This is a genomic window from Agromyces salentinus (assembly GCF_009749395.1).
Lineage (GTDB): Bacteria > Actinomycetota > Actinomycetes > Actinomycetales > Microbacteriaceae > Agromyces > Agromyces salentinus.
Window position 1 is genome coordinate 116,598 of record NZ_WBIR01000008.1, and the last position, 16,653, is coordinate 133,250.

General features: G+C 70.4%; 22 protein-coding genes. 9 read left to right on the forward strand and 13 right to left on the reverse strand.

All coding sequences use genetic code 11. From position 1 onward, the window contains the following. Positions 1-143 precede the first annotated feature (143 nt). The 5 genes from GQQ95_RS10110 to GQQ95_RS10130 form a co-directional block, all read right to left on the reverse strand. Complete coding sequence (locus GQQ95_RS10110; RefSeq protein WP_157427547.1) at positions 144-746, reverse strand: hypothetical protein; 603 nt, start codon at positions 744-746, stop codon at positions 144-146. A 62-nt stretch (positions 747-808) separates the two neighbouring features. Beyond that, complete coding sequence (locus tag GQQ95_RS10115) at positions 809-1,693, reverse strand: PhzF family phenazine biosynthesis protein (RefSeq protein WP_157427548.1); 885 nt, start codon at positions 1,691-1,693, stop codon at positions 809-811. Between the two features lie 189 nt (positions 1,694-1,882). Further along, the gene (locus GQQ95_RS10120; protein ID WP_157427549.1) at positions 1,883-2,323 is read right to left on the reverse strand and encodes a VOC family protein; all 441 of its coding nucleotides are present in this window, start codon (positions 2,321-2,323) and stop codon (positions 1,883-1,885) included. A 38-nt stretch (positions 2,324-2,361) separates the two neighbouring features. After that, on the reverse strand, positions 2,362-2,844 hold the full coding sequence (locus tag GQQ95_RS10125; protein WP_157427550.1) for an SRPBCC family protein: 483 nt from the start codon (positions 2,842-2,844) through the stop codon (positions 2,362-2,364). Beyond that, a complete protein-coding gene (locus GQQ95_RS10130; RefSeq protein ID WP_157427551.1) occupies positions 2,841-3,242 on the reverse strand; it encodes an ArsR/SmtB family transcription factor in 402 nt (133 codons plus the stop codon). The genes GQQ95_RS10125 and GQQ95_RS10130 overlap by 4 nt, the downstream gene beginning before the upstream one ends. A gap of 172 nt (positions 3,243-3,414) precedes the next feature. On the opposite strand from GQQ95_RS10130, the gene GQQ95_RS10135 reads away from it, so the two are divergent. Continuing rightward, the gene (locus GQQ95_RS10135; protein WP_157427552.1) at positions 3,415-3,831 is read left to right on the forward strand and encodes a VOC family protein; all 417 of its coding nucleotides are present in this window, start codon (positions 3,415-3,417) and stop codon (positions 3,829-3,831) included. Positions 3,832-4,025: 194 nt separating this feature from the next. Here the strand turns inward: GQQ95_RS10135 and GQQ95_RS10140 are convergent, their stop codons facing one another. After that, on the reverse strand, positions 4,026-4,484 hold the full coding sequence (locus tag GQQ95_RS10140) for a MarR family winged helix-turn-helix transcriptional regulator (protein WP_157427553.1): 459 nt from the start codon (positions 4,482-4,484) through the stop codon (positions 4,026-4,028). A 175-nt stretch (positions 4,485-4,659) separates the two neighbouring features. Here GQQ95_RS10140 and GQQ95_RS10145 point away from each other — a divergent pair, with 175 nt between their 5' ends. The 3 genes from GQQ95_RS10145 to GQQ95_RS10155 all read left to right on the forward strand — a co-directional run bounded on the left by GQQ95_RS10145 (position 4,660) and on the right by GQQ95_RS10155 (position 7,563). Further along, positions 4,660-5,922 (forward strand): MFS transporter, encoded by a 1,263-nt coding sequence (locus GQQ95_RS10145; protein WP_157427554.1) that lies wholly within the window; start codon positions 4,660-4,662, stop codon positions 5,920-5,922. A gap of 41 nt (positions 5,923-5,963) precedes the next feature. Further along, positions 5,964-6,794: an aldo/keto reductase gene (locus GQQ95_RS10150; RefSeq protein ID WP_157427555.1), complete on the forward strand. Its 831-nt coding sequence runs from the start codon at positions 5,964-5,966 to the stop codon at positions 6,792-6,794. A 61-nt stretch (positions 6,795-6,855) separates the two neighbouring features. Beyond that, complete coding sequence (locus GQQ95_RS10155; protein WP_157427556.1) at positions 6,856-7,563, forward strand: type 1 glutamine amidotransferase domain-containing protein; 708 nt, start codon at positions 6,856-6,858, stop codon at positions 7,561-7,563. A 336-nt stretch (positions 7,564-7,899) separates the two neighbouring features. Here the strand turns inward: GQQ95_RS10155 and GQQ95_RS10160 are convergent, their stop codons facing one another. The 4 genes from GQQ95_RS10160 to GQQ95_RS10175 form a co-directional block, all read right to left on the reverse strand. Further along, positions 7,900-8,265: a TFIIB-type zinc ribbon-containing protein gene (locus GQQ95_RS10160; RefSeq protein ID WP_157427557.1), complete on the reverse strand. Its 366-nt coding sequence runs from the start codon at positions 8,263-8,265 to the stop codon at positions 7,900-7,902. A gap of 176 nt (positions 8,266-8,441) precedes the next feature. Continuing rightward, positions 8,442-8,648: a cold-shock protein gene (locus GQQ95_RS10165; RefSeq protein WP_157427558.1), complete on the reverse strand. Its 207-nt coding sequence runs from the start codon at positions 8,646-8,648 to the stop codon at positions 8,442-8,444. Positions 8,649-8,775: 127 nt separating this feature from the next. Continuing rightward, entirely contained in the window at positions 8,776-9,882 is a 1,107-nt protein-coding gene (locus GQQ95_RS10170; protein ID WP_425482569.1) for a fatty acid desaturase family protein, read from the reverse strand. Positions 9,883-10,049: 167 nt separating this feature from the next. After that, positions 10,050-10,706, reverse strand: coding sequence for a UdgX family uracil-DNA binding protein (locus GQQ95_RS10175; protein ID WP_157427560.1), 657 nt, complete (start codon positions 10,704-10,706; stop codon positions 10,050-10,052). 65 nt (positions 10,707-10,771) lie between these two features. Here GQQ95_RS10175 and GQQ95_RS10180 point away from each other — a divergent pair, with 65 nt between their 5' ends. Beyond that, a complete protein-coding gene (locus GQQ95_RS10180; RefSeq protein WP_157427561.1) occupies positions 10,772-11,638 on the forward strand; it encodes an NAD-dependent epimerase/dehydratase family protein in 867 nt (288 codons plus the stop codon). A gap of 159 nt (positions 11,639-11,797) precedes the next feature. Here the strand turns inward: GQQ95_RS10180 and GQQ95_RS10185 are convergent, their stop codons facing one another. After that, positions 11,798-12,001 (reverse strand): cold-shock protein, encoded by a 204-nt coding sequence (locus GQQ95_RS10185; RefSeq protein ID WP_129520071.1) that lies wholly within the window; start codon positions 11,999-12,001, stop codon positions 11,798-11,800. A 347-nt stretch (positions 12,002-12,348) separates the two neighbouring features. On the opposite strand from GQQ95_RS10185, the gene GQQ95_RS10190 reads away from it, so the two are divergent. From GQQ95_RS10190 to GQQ95_RS10205, 4 genes are read left to right on the forward strand one after another with little or no spacing between them, the layout of a single operon-like run. Further along, positions 12,349-12,924 carry a VanZ family protein gene (locus GQQ95_RS10190; protein WP_157427562.1) on the forward strand — a complete coding sequence of 192 codons (576 nt, stop codon included), beginning with the start codon at positions 12,349-12,351 and terminating at the stop codon, positions 12,922-12,924. Between the two features lie 37 nt (positions 12,925-12,961). After that, positions 12,962-13,792, forward strand: a complete 831-nt coding sequence (locus tag GQQ95_RS10195) for a sulfite exporter TauE/SafE family protein (protein ID WP_246205371.1) — start codon at positions 12,962-12,964, stop codon at positions 13,790-13,792. After that, positions 13,789-14,760 (forward strand): NINE protein, encoded by a 972-nt coding sequence (locus GQQ95_RS10200; protein WP_157427563.1) that lies wholly within the window; start codon positions 13,789-13,791, stop codon positions 14,758-14,760. The genes GQQ95_RS10195 and GQQ95_RS10200 overlap by 4 nt, the downstream gene beginning before the upstream one ends. Before the next feature lie 9 nt (positions 14,761-14,769). After that, a complete protein-coding gene (locus GQQ95_RS10205; RefSeq protein WP_157427564.1) occupies positions 14,770-15,063 on the forward strand; it encodes a DUF1905 domain-containing protein in 294 nt (97 codons plus the stop codon). A gap of 90 nt (positions 15,064-15,153) precedes the next feature. On the opposite strand, the gene GQQ95_RS10210 is transcribed toward GQQ95_RS10205, so the two are convergent. Both GQQ95_RS10210 and GQQ95_RS10215 read right to left on the reverse strand, forming a co-directional pair. After that, the gene (locus GQQ95_RS10210) at positions 15,154-15,657 is read right to left on the reverse strand and encodes a hypothetical protein (protein ID WP_157427565.1); all 504 of its coding nucleotides are present in this window, start codon (positions 15,655-15,657) and stop codon (positions 15,154-15,156) included. A 323-nt stretch (positions 15,658-15,980) separates the two neighbouring features. Then, on the reverse strand, positions 15,981-16,571 hold the full coding sequence (locus tag GQQ95_RS10215) for a hypothetical protein (RefSeq protein ID WP_157427566.1): 591 nt from the start codon (positions 16,569-16,571) through the stop codon (positions 15,981-15,983). Positions 16,572-16,653: the final 82 nt, after the last annotated feature.

The window sequence follows — 16,653 nt, forward strand, 5'->3', positions numbered from 1 at the left end:
CGTCCCTCGAGGGCGGCGACCGCTCGTCGAGCCTAACGCCGTCCGCGGCATCCGCCCGCCGACGCTCAGCCGCTCGCCGCGGCATCCGCCCGATCCGCAGGAGGCGTGCGAACCGGCGGGCGGGCCGGGCGCACGCCGATCGGTCAGACGGCCTTCGCCGGATGGAAGCGCGTCGCCGACCAGCTGTCGGCGATCGCGCTCACCTTGGTGTCGCGCCAGCCGCTCTCGCGGAGCGCGCTGCGCACCGCCGTGTCGCCCGGCGCCGTCGTCTGCCGGCCCTTGCCGTGCACCACCCAGACCGGTGAGGCCACTCCGCATTCGCGGAACCAGACGGGCAGCGACTCCAGTTCATCGTGGTCGCGGACGACCACCACCACGAGCTCGGCCTCGAACGGCGGCACGCGGGTCGCGTCGGACAGGGCGTCCTCGAGCTCCACCACGGGGAGGTCGCCGCGCACGGCGACCGTGCGGCCCGCGGCGATGCCGAGCTTCTCGGCGAGGCTCGGCGGCGCCGTCGTGAGCGCATCGGCCCACGCGGACGCGGCGGCGCCGAGGCGGAAGCGGTACGTGTCGCCCCCCGCGACGAACGAGACCACGCCGTCGGCGGCCTGCACATGCGACAGCGCCGCCCGCTCGAGTCGCGCACGACGCTCCCCCGAGACGTGCAGCCCTCCCGATTCGAGGTGCAGCGTCACCGCCGCCAGCCCGTCATCGCTGATCCAGGTCGCTCTCGCTTGTCGTCCCATGCAAATCCCCCCGGTTCATGATCGTCGCCGGGGCCACTCGATGCAATGCCCCCGAGCAGATGTCATGCACGCGGCACGTCGCGAGCCTCGGGTGCGGCCATCGCCACGGCCCCACCGCCGACCGTGATGCCGCCGCGCTCGGGGATGTCGACCGTGAGCTCGCCCGGCCTGCCCACATGCCGCCCCTGCTCGATGACCACCCGGGCCGGCGGCACGACCACCCCGAGCGCGCGCAGGTACCCGCCGACGGATGCCGCGGCCGATCCCGTGGCGGGGTCCTCGGTGATGCGGCCGACGGGGAACAGGTTGCGGGCCTCGAACCGCATCGGCTCCTCACCCGTGACGGCCAGCGGATGCAGCACCGTGATCGTCGCGGGCCACCCCTGCTCGTCCATGTAGGCGCGCACGGCGGCCGGGTCGAACGTGAAGCCGTCGAAGGCCGACGGGTCGTCGATCACGAGCACGGGATGCCAGTTGCCCGCGAAGGCGAGCTTCGGCGGCAGGGTCCACGACAGCGCCGAACGCTCGAGGCCCAGCAACTCGAGCAGCCGCTCGAGGCTCGCGGCCGGCAGTTCGGCGAGGTCGGTGTCGACGCTCGTGAACGACGCGCGGGGGCCCGTGGCATCCGCCGTCGTCTCGATCTCGATCTCGCCCACGGGCGTGCCGAAGCGGATGCGGCCGTCGTGGCCGCGTTCGGCGAGCGCGATCGCGGTCGCGACCGTCGCATGCCCGCAGAACGGGACCTCGGCGATGGGCGAGAAGTACCGCACAAGGTACGCGTCGCCGTCGCGGCCGGTGACGAACGCGGTCTCGGCGAAGTCGATCTCGGCGGCGATGCGCTGCATGTCGGCCGCGCTGAGGGCCGCGGCGTCGAGCACGACGCCGGCCGGGTTGCCGCCCTCGGGGCGGTCGGTGAATGCGGCGTAGCGGAGGATCTCGGTCGACATCCCTCGATGCTCGCACGTCGCCGCCGGCGATGACGAGCGGATGCCGCGACGCGGGCCCCGGGGGGGCGTCATCGTCGCGGCATCCGCTCGTCTCGGCATCCGCCCTCTCGGGCGTCGTGCTCGGTCAGGCGCGCTCGGTCAGGCGTCGCGCTCGGTCAGGCGTCGCGCTCGGTCGGGCGTCGCGCTCGGTCAGGCCTCCTGCTCGGCGCCGAACCGCTGCCTGGCGTCGTGCGGGATGAGCGGCCGGTCGGCCCTGGCCCTGATCTGCTGCACGGCCCACGTGTTGCCGTCGGGATCGGCGAATCCGAAGAAGGTGCCGCCGTCCTGCTCGCTGAAGACCGTGATGGGGCCGGCGTCGACGCCACGCCCGATGAGTTCGGCGCGGGCCGCCTCGGCATCGGCGACGACCAGCTGGACGCCGTGGAGGCTGCCCGGCGCCATCGCGTTCTGCGAGGGCAGGTTGCCGATGACGATCGAGCAGCCGGAGCCTCGCGGGGTCAGCTGCGCGACGTGCATGTGCTCGTTGACGGTGTCGTGGTCGAGCTCGAAACCGACCTGGTCGCGGTAGAACGCGATCGATCGGTCGAGGTCGCCGACCGGGACGACGACGACTTCGAGGGTCCAATCCATGGTGTGCTCCTCGTTCTCTGAGTGGGCCGACCGGGCGGTCAGGCCGCGAGCAGCGCGTCGAGGCGCTCGAAGCCCTCGCGCACGCCGTGCTCCATGTTGGAGGCGATCATGCCGTCGCGAGCCTCGAGCGTGGGGTATGCCGAGTGGATGCGGATGCGCGTGCGGCCGTCGCCAAGGTCGTCGAAGGTGATCGCCTCGATGGCGACGACGTCGGGGTAGCCCTCGAACTCGAACGTCTGGATCGCGAACTCGTTCTCGCGCACCGAGTGGAAGGTGCCGTTGAACGCGAACTTGTCGCCCTCGGGGTTCACGTGCACGTAGCGGTAGCCGCCCTGGGGCACGAAGTCCCAGCGCTCGATCTGCATGTCGTAGCCGTTCGGGCCGAGCCACTGCTTGACGAGCTCGGGGTCGCGGTGCGCGTTGAAGACCGCGGCGACCGGGGCGTCGAACTCGCGCTCGAGGTCGATGAAGGGCAGCCCTTCGGGGGCGGTGATGGTGACGGGGTTGGTGGTGGTGGTCATGATCTCTCTGCCTTGCGTGCGGGGTCGGCGGTAGCGCCGGCCTCGGCGGGTGCGGCGTCCGTGCCGCTGGTGGTGGCGAGCAGCGCATCGAGTGAACGGAACTGCTGCTCGTGGATCAGCCGGAAGCGGTCGATCCACGCGGTGAGGGCCTCGAGCTGTGCCGGCGCGAGGTGCACGGGCCTGCGCTGCGCGTCGCGCGTTCGCGTGACGAGCCCCGCCTGCTCGAGCACCTGGATGTGCTTGGACACGGCCTGTTTGGTGATCTGGAAGGGTTCGGCGAGTTCGTTGACCGTCGCCGGTCCGCGGCTGAGCCTCGCGATGATGCCGCGTCGCACCGGGTCGGCCAGGGCCATGAAGGCCCGGTCGAGCCGGTCGTCGGCACTCGGGTCGAGGAGCATCCGCGTATCCAACCCTTCCATTGATCAACTTGTTGGTTGACTAAGAGTAGGCCGAGCCTGCCGACCACGTCAAGCGTTCATCGAGAATCCCTCGCATCTTCGCGGCATCCGGAGCAGAATCGACGGGTCGGCTCCCGGCACAGATTCCAACGACGTCGATCTGGAGGACGCCATGCCCGTCACGTTGAACCCGTATCTGAACTTCCGCGGCACGGCCCGCGAGGCGCTCGAGTTCTACCACTCGATCTTCGGCGGCACGCTGAACATGAGCACGTTCGCCGACTTCCAATCCGCCGAGTCGCCCGACGAGGCCGACCTGATCATGCACGGCCAGGTGGACGGTGCCGACGGCGTGACGCTCATGGCGGCCGACGTGCCGATCCGCATGGAGTACCACGGCATCTCGGGCGTCTCGGTGTCGATCTCCGGCGACGACGACGCGACCATCCGCGGGCACTGGGAACGACTCTCCGAGGGCGGCACCGTGCAGCAGCCGCTCGAGGTCGCGCCCTGGGGCGACGCCTTCGGCATGCTCGTCGACCGGTTCGGCGTCAGCTGGCTGGTCAACATCTCGGGCGCCGCCGCCTAGGCGGGGGCGTCGGGAGGAGTTCGGCACCTGCCTGATCCGGCATCGAATGCCTGACGTGGCGACGATCACACGGCGGGCATCCACACGGCGGGCGTCGGCACGGCGGGCGTCGGCACGGCGGGCGACGCCACGCCTGCACGGCCTGCACCGCTCGGTGCGCGACGCTCAGCGCGCACCCCTCGGCTTGCCGAAGCTCAGCCGGCGGGCAGCGGCAGCCCGGCGCCGTGCAGCGCCTCGACGACCGGCGCCAGCTCGGGCTGCTCCTGCGCCTCGGCGAGCACGCGCTCGAGCGTCTGGTCGTGGATCGGCTTCGCCCGCTCGTAGAGCCGGCGCCCGGCCTGCGTCATCTCGGTGTAGATGCCGCGCCGATCATCGGCGCAGAGCACGCGCGTGAGCAGCGACCGGTCTTCGAGCCGGTTCACGAGGCGGGTCGTCGCGCTGGGGCTCAGCGCGGTGGCGCGCGCGAGCTGCTGCATGCGCATGTGCCAGCCGTCCTGACGGCTGAGCGCGTCGAGCACGGTGTACTCGACGACCGAGAGATCGGCGGATGCCGCGAGCGAGCGCTCCAGTTCGCTCTCGATCAGGCCGTGCAGTGCGGCGAGCGTGCGCCATCCGTGCGCGCGCACCTCGACGGCGTCGTCGGCGATGCCCATGTCGTCTCCAGGAGGTCGGTGTGCGGGTTGATGCACGGGTCCATGCTCGGCCTCGTGCTGGGTCTCGTGCAAAGTAGTTGCTTGCGCTAGGTAAATGCGTGTGCAACTATTGGACCTGCGTTTGCAATAGTCGGCGCTTGCAACTACTTTCCCCCAGTGTACAGGAGAACCTCGCATGCCACTCGGACTGCTCGCCCTCGCGATCGGCGCCTTCGGCATCGGCCTCACCGAGTTCGTCATCATGGGCCTCCTGCCCGACCTCGCCGCCGACTTCGGCGTCAGCGAAGCCGCGGCCGGCTGGTTCATCTCGGGCTACGCGCTCGCCGTCGTCGTCGGTGCGCTCGTGCTCACGGCCGCCGCCACCCGCCTCCCCCGCAAGCCGGTGCTCATGGGTCTGCTCGGGCTCTTCATCGCCGGCAACGCGATCTCCGCGCTCGCCCCCACCTACGACGCCATGATGGCCGGGCGCATCGTGGCCGCCCTCTGCCACGGCGCGTTCTTCGGCATCGGCGCGGTCGTCGCCGCCGACCTCGTCGCTCCCGCGAAGCGCGCGGGCGCCATCGCGATCATGTTCACCGGACTGACCGCCGCCAACGTGCTCGGCGTGCCGTTCGGCACGTTCCTCGGCCAGCACTTCGGATGGCGCTCCACCTTCTGGGCGATCTCGGCGATCGGCGTGCTCGCCCTCATCGGCATCGCCGCGCTCGTGCCGAGGACGCCCACGACCTCGGGTACCGGGGCGACCCCGGGCGCCGCCCCGAGCCTCCGCCGCGAACTCGGCGCCTTCCGATCGGGGCAGGTCTGGCTCTCGCTGGGCGTCACCGTGCTCGGCTTCGGCGGCATGTTCGGCGCCTTCACGTACATCGCCTACACGCTCACCGAGGTCAGCGGATTCGCCGCGACCGACGTGCCCTGGCTCCTCGTGCTCTTCGGTGCCGGACTCGTGGTCGGCAACTGGCTCGGGGGCCGGCTCGCCGACCGGTCGATCGACGGCACGCTGCTCGGCTTCCTCACCGCGCTCGTCGTCGTGCTGGCGCTCCTCGCCTGGCTCGCGGCATCCGCCGTCGCCGTCATCGTGCTCCTCGTGCTCATGGGCGGCTTCGGGTTCGGCACCGTGCCAGCACTGCAGAGCCGGGTCATGCGCTACGCCGAGCAGGCACCGACCCTCGCCTCCGGCGCGAACATCGCCGCGTTCAACCTCGGCAACGCGCTCGGCGCCTTCGCCGGCGGCATCGCGATCTCGGCCGGCCTCGGCTACACCTCGCCCATCTGGGTCGGCGCCGTCATCACCGCCGCCGCACTCGTCCTCATGGTCGTCGCGTGGGCCACGGCCCGGGCCACCGCGCCGGTGGCAGCCCCGACGGCGGGGCCCGAGCGAGCGGATGCCGCACCCCGGCCGACGACCGCGACCGGCTCGGTCGCGGCATCCGCCCTCTGATCCCTCCCGTCCGTCCCCTCCCGGATCCCGAAGGGACCCACATGACCAGCGTGCCCACCATCACCCTGAACAACGGCGTGCGGATGCCGCAGCTCGGCTTCGGCGTCTTCCAGGTGCCCGACGACCAGACCACCGCGGCCGTCGCGGCGGCGCTCGAGGTCGGCTACCGCAGCATCGACACCGCGGCCGTCTACGGCAACGAGGTCGGCGTCGGACGCGCGCTGGCCGAGTCGGGCATCCGCCGCGACGAGCTCTTCGTGACGACGAAGGTCTGGAACTCCGACCAGGGGTACGACCAGACCCTCCGCGCGTTCGACGCGAGCGCCGAGCGACTCGGACTCGACCAGCTGGACCTCTACCTGATCCACTGGCCGACGCCCGAACGCGGCCGCTACCTCGACACCTGGCGTGCGCTCGAGCGACTGCTCGCCGACGGCCGCACCCGCGCGATCGGCGTCTCGAACTTCGAGCCCGAGCACCTCGACCGGCTCGTCGAGGCGAGCGAGGTCGTTCCCGCCGTGAACCAGGTGGAGCTGCATCCGGCGATGACGAACACCGCGGTCATCGCCGCCGACGCACGACATGGCATCGCCACCGAAGCCTGGAGCCCGCTCGCGCAGGGCGCCGTGCTCCACGAGGCATCCGTCGTCGAGATCTCCGAACGCCACGGCCGAACGCCGGCGCAGGTCGTCCTGCGCTGGCACCTGCAGCAGGGCCGCATCGTGATCCCGAAGTCGGTGACGCCCAGCCGTATCGCCGAGAACTTCGACGTGTTCGGGTTCGAACTCACCGAACTCGAGCTCGACGCCATCGACGCGCTCGACCGTGGCGGACGCACCGGCCCGCACCCGGCCGAGTTCAACGCCGCCTAGCCGGGCCGATCCACCCGCACACCAGACCACCACCAACCGCCCAACCAGAACGGAACCGTCAATGAGCAACATCCTGATGATCGTCACCGCCGCCTCGAGCCTCACCATGAAGGACGGCTCCGAGCACCCGACCGGCTTCTGGGCCGAGGAGCTCGTCACCGCCCACCGCGACCTCGTCGCGGCAGGCCACACCGTCACGTTCGCGACGCCCGGCGGCGTTGCGCCCACCGTCGACGCCGGGAGCCTCGACCCGTCGCAGACCGGTGGCGAGGAGCGTGCCCGCGAGTTCACCGCCTACCTCGGCTCGATCTCGGCCGAACTGGGCTCACCCGTCGCGATCGCCGAGGTGGATCCGGCCGGCTACGACGCGGTCGTGCTGCCCGGCGGCCATGGCCCCATGACGGACCTCGCGTTCGACGCCGAGGTCGGCCGCGTGCTCGTCGCCGCGGACGAGGCCGGCGCCGTCATCGCCCCGTTCTGCCACGGCCCGGCCGCCCTGCTGTCGGCGACCCGGCCCGACGGATCCTTCGCCTTCGCGGGTCGCCGCCTCACCGTCTTCACCGACGAGGAGGAGCGCACGGGCGGCACCGGCGAGAACACGCCGTGGTTCGTCGAGTCGCGCCTGCGCGAGCGCGGGGCGGTCATCGAGTCGGCGGCGCCCTGGAGCGACCACGTCGTCGTCGACGGCAACCTCATCACCGGCCAGAACCCGCAGTCGAGCGCGTCGGTCGCCGGCCGCGTCGTCGAGGCCCTTGCCGCGCGCGGCTGAGTCGCCCACGCTGCTGTCGCGCGCGGCTGGGTCGCCTCTGTCTGAGCCGTGCCCGGTTGGGTGACTCGCTGGATTCAGGCGGACGCGCGCAGCTCAGGACGAAATCCCGCGGAACCGTCCTGAGCCGGCGCCGTTCGCCTGAATTCCGGACGACGGATGCCGTCGCCGTTCGCCTGAATTCCGGACGACTGGTACCCGGCGTCAGATTCTGTGCGGCGGATGCCCCGACTTCGGCGGTGCCACCGAGGCCGAAACGACGGATGCCGCGACGCCGCGCTCGTGATGAGCGCCGCGCCGCGGCATCCGTTCGTCTGGTCGGACCTGCCGGGCCCCGACTCAGTCGAAGAGCTCGGAGAGCCAGTTGTCCTTCTTCTTCTTGCGGTAGCCCTGGTCGCCGTAGCCGCGGTTGTCGTACCCGCGGTTGGCGTCGTACGACTGCTGCCCGTAGGCGGGCTGCTGGTACTGGGGCTGCTGGTACTGGGGCTGCTGCGGCTGGCGGTAGCCGGGCTGCGCCGGCGCTGCGGGGGCGGTCGGGGCCGCAGGTGCGGCGGGCGCTGCGCCGAGGTCGCCGGCGGCGCGCTCGATGATCTTGTCGAGCTCGCCTCGGTCGAGCCACACTCCGCGGCACGTGGGGCAGTAGTCGATCTCGATGCCGCTGCGCTCGCTCATCACGAGCACGGCTCCGTCATTGGGGCACTGCATTGGGGGCTCCTCGGTCGGGGTTGCACGGGGTCTCGAGGGCGAGCCTAGGGAGCGAACCTTCGAAGACGCCCGAAAACACGACGAGCGGATGCCCCGGCGCACGCCTCACGAGGAGGCGGGCGACCGTGGCATCCGCTCGTCGACCGGCGCGAGGCGCCGATCACGTTCGTCGAGAACTACGCGATGACGCGGATGTTCTCGGCCTGGGGGCCCTTGGGTCCCTGGGCGGTCTCGAATTCGACCTTCTGGTTCTCGTCGAGCGAACGGTAGCCGCCTGACGCGATCGCGCTGAAGTGCGCGAAGACGTCAGCACTGCCGTCGTCGGGAGCGATGAAGCCGAAGCCCTTGTCGGCGTTGAACCACTTGACGGTTCCGGTAGCCATAATGCATTCCTTCATTCATCCCGCCTCACCGAGGTGATGCGGTGTGCGCGGCTTGCCGCGCGGGTTCCGGTCGCGATGTCCGCAGCCGGAAGTTTCTGGATCGGGCCGATCGGCCCGAATGATGTGGTCAGGCCCGACGGAACTGGTTGACCATGGGGCAGTCGAACGGGTCGCGAGCAGCGAGCCCGACCTCGTTCAGATAGCGGATGACGATGCCATACGACTGCACGAGTGTGGTCTCAGTGTACGGAACGCCCATCGTCGCGCAGTGCTCACGCACGATCTCACGGGCCTTCGCCAGGTGCGGACGCGGCATGTTCGGGAAGAGGTGGTGCTCGACCTGGTAGTTCAGGCCGCCGAGGAGCGTGCTCGCCCACAGGCCGCCCGAGATGTTGCGCGAGGTCAGGACCTGCTTGGAGAAGAAGTCGAGCTTGGAGTCCTCGGGGATCAGGGCCATGCCCTTGTGGTTGGGCGCGAACGAGGCGCCCATGTAGACGCCGAACACGGCCATCTGCACGCCGATGAAGGCGAAGGCCATGCCGAGCGGCAGCACCCAGAAGAGGGCGCCGAAGTACACGATGAAGTGCACGGCGATGAGGCTGAGCTCGATCCAGCGGCCCTTCACCGGGCGGCGCTCGAGCAGCGTGGCGATGGAGCGGCCGTGCAGGTTCAGTCCCTCGAGGGTGAGCAGCGGGAAGAACAGGTAGCCCTGCTTGCGCGTGATCGCGGCGAGCAGGCCCTTCTGCTTGGCGGCATCGGCCTCGGTGAACGAGATCGTGTCCCACTCGATGTCGGGGTCCTTGCCGATCTTGTTCGGGTTGGCGTGGTGACGCGTGTGCTTCGTCATCCACCACGAGTAGCTGATGCCGACGACGCCGGCGGCGAGGATGCGGCCGACGCGGTCGTTCGCCGGCCCGGACTCGAGCACCTGGCGGTGCGAGGCCTCGTGCGCGAGGAAGGCGAACTGGGTGAGGATCAGGCCGAGCGCGCCGGCCATGAGCAGCTGGAACCAGGAGTCGCCGAGCAGGATGAACCCGGTGATCACCCCGCCCAGCGCGAGCAGGAGAGCCGTCACCAGACCGGCGTAGAACCAGCGTGCGCGGTTCAGCAGGCCGGACTCTCGGACGACTCGGGAAAGGGCGGTGAAGCTGCGCGTGACATCCGCAGAACCGGTGCGGGGCTTCGTAGCCCGAATCGCACCGAGTGTTTCGGTGTGAGTGATGATCGTTCCCAGCTGGTCATCGACTTCCCAGCCGTTGGTCGCGGGCGACTGCCCGCTGAAGATGCTCGAACGCTATGGCTTTTCCATGGGAACCGGCTGGGAAAAAACGCCGGAAATATGCCCCGTCCGGCATCTCTTCTGTGCATGGATGCGGCTCAGACGATGGACCCGTCCGGCCCTCATCCGGCCGCGTCGGCCGCGGTGCGGAGGTCGTCGACGAGCGCCTCGAAGGCCGCGGCCCGATCGGCCGGGTCCTCGATGCGCAGCAGCGCCGACGGATGCGTCGTCACGAGCACCGGTGCCGGCAGTGCGGACGGCGCGCCCGCGGCATCCGGGGGCATGACCCGGCCCCGGACCTCGCCGATGCGGACCGTGCGCCCGAGCACCGATCGTGCGGCCGTGGCCCCGAGCGCGACGACCACCGAGGGGGCGACGGCGTCGAACTCGGCCTCGAGCCACGGCCGGCAGGCGAGGATGTGCGCCACGCCCGGCTTGTCGTGGATGCGGCGCTTGCCGCGGAGCTCGAAGCGGAAGTGCTTCACGGCGTTCGTCACGTACACGCGATCGCGGGCGATGCCGGCCGCGTCGACGGCGTCCGCGAGCAGGCGGCCGGCGGGCCCGACGAAGGGTTCGCCCGCGAGGTCCTCCCGATCGCCTGGCTGCTCGCCGACCAGCATGAGCCGCGCCGACTCGCGTCCCTTGGAGAACACCACCTGCGTGGCATCCCGCCAGAGCTCGCAGCCGCGGCACTCGGGAGCCGCGCGGCGCAGTTCGTCGACCGAGCCGCCCTCGGGAACCCATGCATCGGCGCCCGGCCGTTCCACGTCGTCGCTCATGCCCGGGAGCGTACGACCGGCGCAAGGGCAGGACAAGGGGCTTGCGCGGCTGCGAGACTGGGGCGATGCGCATCATCGTCACCGGAGGATCCGGCAAGCTCGGCCGCACCGTCGTCTCGACGCTCCGCGAGGAGGGTCACGAGGTCGTGAACCTCGACCAGCAGGGCGAACGCGGAACGGTCGTCAGGGTGGACCTGACCGACTACGGGCAGGTGATCGACGCCATCGCCGGCGTCGACGACGTGCACGGCGGCGCCGACGCGATCGTGCACCTCGCCGCCATTCCGGCTCCCGGACTCGCGAGCGACGCCGCGACGTTCCGCAACAACATGCTCGCCACGTTCAACGTGCTGCAGGCGGCGAAGCGCCTCGGCGTCACCCGCATCGTCACGGCGTCGAGCGAGACCGTGCTCGGCCTGCCGTTCGACGTGCCGCCGCCGTACATCCCGGTCGACGAGGAGTACCCGGCCAGGCCGGAGTCGACGTACTCGCTCGTGAAGCACCTCGAGGAGACCATGGCCATCGAGCTCGTACGGCGAGACCCCGAGCTCTCGATCACCGCGCTCCGGTTCTCGAACGTCATGGACCCCGAGGACTACGCCGCCTTCCCGTCGTTCGACGCGGACGCGACGCTGCGCAAGTGGAACCTCTGGGGCTACATCGACGCGCGCGACGGTGCACAGGCCGTCAGCCGGGCGCTCGAGGTCGCGTCACCCGGATTCGACCGGTTCATCGTCGCCGCGGCGGACACCGTCATGTCGCGGCCGAACGCCGAGCTCGTGGCCGAGGTGTTCCCGGGGGTCGAAGTCCGCGGCGACCTCGGCGCCAACACCACGCTGCTCTCGATCGACAAGGCGCGGCGACTGCTCGGGTACGAGCCGCGTCACTCCTGGCGCGATCACGTCGAGGCGGATGCCGCGGCGCAACCGTGATCGACGCATCGGGCAGAACCGGTCGAACCGAGTGGATGCCGCGAGCGGCATCCGTGATCGGCATCCGTGACCGCGGCGGCTCCGACTCGCCCGTGAAATGACGAACGCCGCCGCCCACCGAAGTGGAGCGGCGGCGTTCGAAACTACGAACGTCGCGGGTCAGAGACCGCGGATGTTCTCCGCCTGCAGACCCTTGGGGCCCTGGGCGACCTCGAACTCGACCTTCTGGCCCTCTTCGAGCGAACGGTAGCCGTTGCCCGTGATGGCGCTGAAGTGCGCGAAGACGTCGGCCGAGCCGTCGTCGGGAGCGATGAAGCCGAAGCCCTTTTCGGCGTTGAACCACTTGACGGTTCCGGTTGCCATACTGCTGTCCTTCTGTCTTGCGGGCCGCACTTGCGGACCCGATGCGATCGTTGCCGATCGCGACCCCGACGACACGGTGCCGTCAGAGCGGGGCGAGGGGCGGGGGTGCACACCGGCATCCGCCTTCTCGTATCGGGTCATGCCACGCGGAACAGTCCGCCTCCGGGCAATCAGTTTGAGCTACGGGCGAGCGCCCGCTTGATGGAGGAATCGTCCGGCTAGCCTATCGGTTTCCTCGCGGCTGTACAGACTACGTGATGAGTTCGTGATATGCGAACCCTGTGCCCGGTCTGGGAACATGCTCGGGATGGGGGACGGAACGACCCGTTTCGGTGGAGAATCGTCGGATGAACCGCCGCCCCCTGCGATTCGCCGCCGCCGCCTACGCCATCGGCGTGCTCTGGCTGACCATCGGCCCCGCCCCCTGGAGCAGCACCGAGGGACATGAGCTCGACGGCGGCATCGTGAACCTCGACGCCTGGACCTCGCCCGCGACCTGGTCGACCGGGTACATCAGCGAGATCGCGTTCAACGTGATGCTGTTCATCCCGGTCGGGCTGCTGGCGGCGCTGCTCATCCCCAGACGGCGCTGGCCGTTGGCACTGCTGGCCGGCTTCGGATTCACCGCGTTCATCGAGCTCGGGCAACTCGTGCTCCCCGATCGGGTCTCCGACCCCCGCGACCTCCTGCTCAACACGTTGGGCGCCACCGTCGGCGTCGGGCTCGTCCTGGCGTCGCGCGGCGTTCGCCGCGCGACGGCGGTGATCTCCGTCGCTCCGGCGAGCCACATGTCGACTTCGCATCCGACGTCCACGAGTTCGAGCTCGTTCCCGCCGACCGGCCCGGCGGTCGACACGCAGCCGACGGCCGCCGACCCGGCGCACGCGGGCGAACTCGTGCCCGCGAACGAGCACGTGGCCTGACCTTCGTCCCCGCTCGCCCGGCGACTACAGTGGGCTGGTGCCCTCCCCGACCACGCCCGACGCACCCTCGGCGCATCGCGGGCGATGGATGCGGCTGGCGCTCGTGGGCGCCGCGGGCGGACTGCTCTCCGGGGCGTTCGGCGTCGGCGGCGGCATCCTCATGGTGCCCCTCCTCATCGTGTTCGCGGGCATGGGCCAGCGGCGCGCGACGGCGACCTCGCTCGCGGCCATCGTCCCGGCGTCGATCGCCGGCTCGATCACGTACCTCGTGAACGGCGAGGTCGACCTGGTCGCCGCCCTGTTCGTCGCCGTCGGCGGCGTGCTCGGCTCCTGGGTCGGCGCCTGGCTACTGCGGCGCCTGCCGCTCGTCTGGCTGCGCTGGCTCTTCATCGCGCTGCTCGTCGGCGTCGCCGTGCGGATGCTGCTGGTCGTCCCCGAGCGCGGCGGCGGACAGGTCGGGTTCGAACTGCTGCCCGACCTCGCCCTGTTCGGTCTCGGCATCGCGGTGGGCATCGCGTCCGGTCTCTTCGGCATCGGCGGCGGCGTGATCATGGTGCCGGCGTTCATCGCCTTCTTCGGCATGGGCGACCTCATGGCCAAGGGCACGTCGCTCGCCGTGATGATCCCGACCGCCATCAGCGGCACGGTCGCGAACTCCCGCGCGAAGCTCGTCGACCTTCGCGAGGCGATCGTGATCGGTCTCGCAGCCACCATCGCGTCGTTCGGCGGCGTGGCGATCGCGTTCCTCCTGTCCCCCGAGTGGTCGGCACGACTCTTCGCCGCATTCGTCGTGATCGCGGCCGTGCAGCTCGCGGTGCGGGCGATCCGGCTCCAACACTCCAGCACTCCCCCGGAAGGTGAACGATGACCGAGGTGCGACGCGCAGCCGGCTGGTACGACGACGAAGCGGACGCCGCGGCGCTGCGCTACTGGGACGGCAGGGCGTGGACCCCGCACACCACACCTCGTCAGGCCAACGAAGCCGTCGACGCGGGCAACGGCGTCGACGCGGTCGTGGCATCCGTCGGGGACAGCGGGGCGACCCGGGCCACGGGCTCGAACGCCGACGCACGCACCGGCACGGGCGCGGGTCCACTCGGCGAACCCTTCGTCCAGCCGCGGCGGCCGGCTGCTGCCGTGACCTCCGCATCCATCCCGGCATTCGCGTCCCCGCCGTCGTTCACCTCGGTGCCCTCGTTCGCACCGGCCCCCGTCTTCCAGCCGTCGCCGATGACCGGCTCGGCTCCGGCCCCGCAGAAGGCTGCCCCGCAGGAGGCCGTCGCCCGGGACGCCGTCTCGGAGGACACCGTGTCGGAGGCGACGAGCGTGCGACCGGCCACGGCAGCGGAGGTCGAGTCCGCGACCCTTCGGATGCCGTTCGCCGCGCCACAGCAGATCACCCACTCCGCTCAGCCCAGCGAGCACACGACCGCGCCACTCCCGCCGAACGACGGGCGGCCCGCGGCATCCGCCGGCTCGAACGGATCGGATGCCGCCCCCGGCGACAAGTCGTTCCTGCTGACCTGGCTGTTCGCGATGCTGATCGGGTCGCTCGGCGTCGACCGGTTCTACCTCGGCAAGATCGGCACTGCGGTGGCCAAGCTGCTGACGGCCGGCGGCCTGGGCGTGTGGACGCTGGTCGACCTCGTGCTCGTGCTCCTCGGCCTGCAGCGCGATTCCGAGGGACGCGCCCTCGCCGGCTTCGACGAGCATCGGCGCATCGCGTGGATCGTCAGCGGCGTGCTCGTCGCCTTCGGCATGCTGGCGGGCATCGGCACCGCCCTCGCGATCGCGAACCTGGCCGCGAGCCTCGGCGCCGTCGGCGGCCTCGGCTAGCCTGCCCCCATGCGCTTCGAGTTCACCGCCCCGCTCTGGGAATGGGCGTCGCAGGGCGGGTGGTACTTCGTCACCGTTCCCGAGGAGGCGTCGGAGGACATCCGCGAGATCCCCCGCCCGCCGAGGGGCTTCGGCTCCGTGCGGGTGCGCGTGAGCGTCGGCGGTTCGACCTGGACGACCTCGGTCTTCCCCGATTCGAAGGTCGGCTGCTACATCCTGCCCATGAAGAAGGCCGTGCGCGTCGCCGAGGGCCTCGTCGAGGGCGGCGACGTGCCCGTGTCGCTCACCGTGCTCGACCTCTGAGGCCGAGCCCGAGCGCCTGCACGCGCCGATGGCCGCGCTGGCTGTCGTGCTCGCGCGAATCCGATCCCGACGTGCGAGTTCGCGACTCGTTCAGCAGCCGGGGCCGGACGGGTTCGACTCGCAGTCGCCGTTCGTGAGAACCGTGTCGAAATCGCCGACCAGCACTCGCTGGTCCTCGCCGGCGACGCTCAGGGTGCCGTCGATCGGCAGCCAGCCCGATCCGGCGAAGCGGTACTCCGCGCTCAACTCCACGTCGAGTCGCACGGTGTGCTCGCCCGACATCTCGTAGACGTGGCTCGTCGACGTCGCCGAGAACTCCGACTGCCCGAGGTCGGACCAGGACGCGCCGGGCGTTGCCGAGTCGACAATGCCTCCGTCGGAGTGCGTCCAGCGGTACCCGACCGGCGTGAATCGGACATCCGCCGGCCGGCCGAGCAGGGTGCCCGAGATCACGTGAGCGGATGCCGCGGCCACGAAGTTCGCCGGAAGTCCGACGACCGCCCACCCATCGGGTTCCATGCCGTTGTCCGGAACCGCGGGCCGGAACGAGGCGATGTCGCGCAGGGTGACGACCACGGGTGCGGCCGGCTCCACCGGCGCCGTCGGATCGACGACACAGGGCGCGACCGGGTCGATCGGGCTGCAGAAGTCGGGGACGGGCGGTGGTGGCGGGGTGGGCCTGGAGTCGGCATCGGCACCGTTCTCTGAGCCGGCTTCGTCGTTCGGTCGATCGGGCTCAGCTCCGCTGGCATCGCCACCGCCGGTGATGGTCCCGTCGAGGATGGTTTCTGATCCGGAATTCTCGGCGCCAATCGGGGGGCATCCCGCCGCCGCAAGAATCGGTGTACACCCAGCGGCCAGAGCCGAGCCACCGCCCAACACAAGCGCCGCCGCGAAGCCAATGATTGTGGCGGCGCTCAGCAGAAGTCGTCGCCGGGCCACAGCTCAGATCCATCCACCAAAAGGGCCTCCGACTCCGGATCGAAGGTCAACTTCGCCACCATCGGCATGCGAAGATCTCGATCCGCCGGCGTGACGTCTTCATTGGCACTATTGATCACGGCAGTCCCCGAGACATCTCGACAGAGGTATATCGAGACATCTCCCGACTGGTTGTTGGTTTCAACCAAGGAGACCGAGTCGATCACGTTCCTGCCGGTCGTCCGAAGTCCGGCTTCGCGGAACGCTTCGAACCCCTCAATCACTTCTGCCGCGTACTTTTCAGTGACGAGTGGAAGAATCCGCTCGACGTCGAAGGAACCATCCTGGCCGATCTCAAGCGATAAATACTCGTACGCCTCGTAGGCCTTCTCGGCCGCTGCCAGCGCCTCCTCGTCGGAGGCGAAGATCGGCTCCGCGGCATCCGTCGTACCCGGCGCGGGAGACGGAGTCGGCGCCGGCTCCGAGCCGGGGGCGCAGCCGGCGAGCGTCAGGGCGAGCAGTGCCGAGGCGCCGAGCGCGACCGCTCGGGCTCGGGCCCGGCTGCGGGTCGGACTCGTCGAGGGCATGCGGAACACCCTAGGCGAGGGCCGGACCCGGTTCACGTCGTTGTCCACAAGGGGAACGCCCCGCGCAGCACCTCCGCCCGTT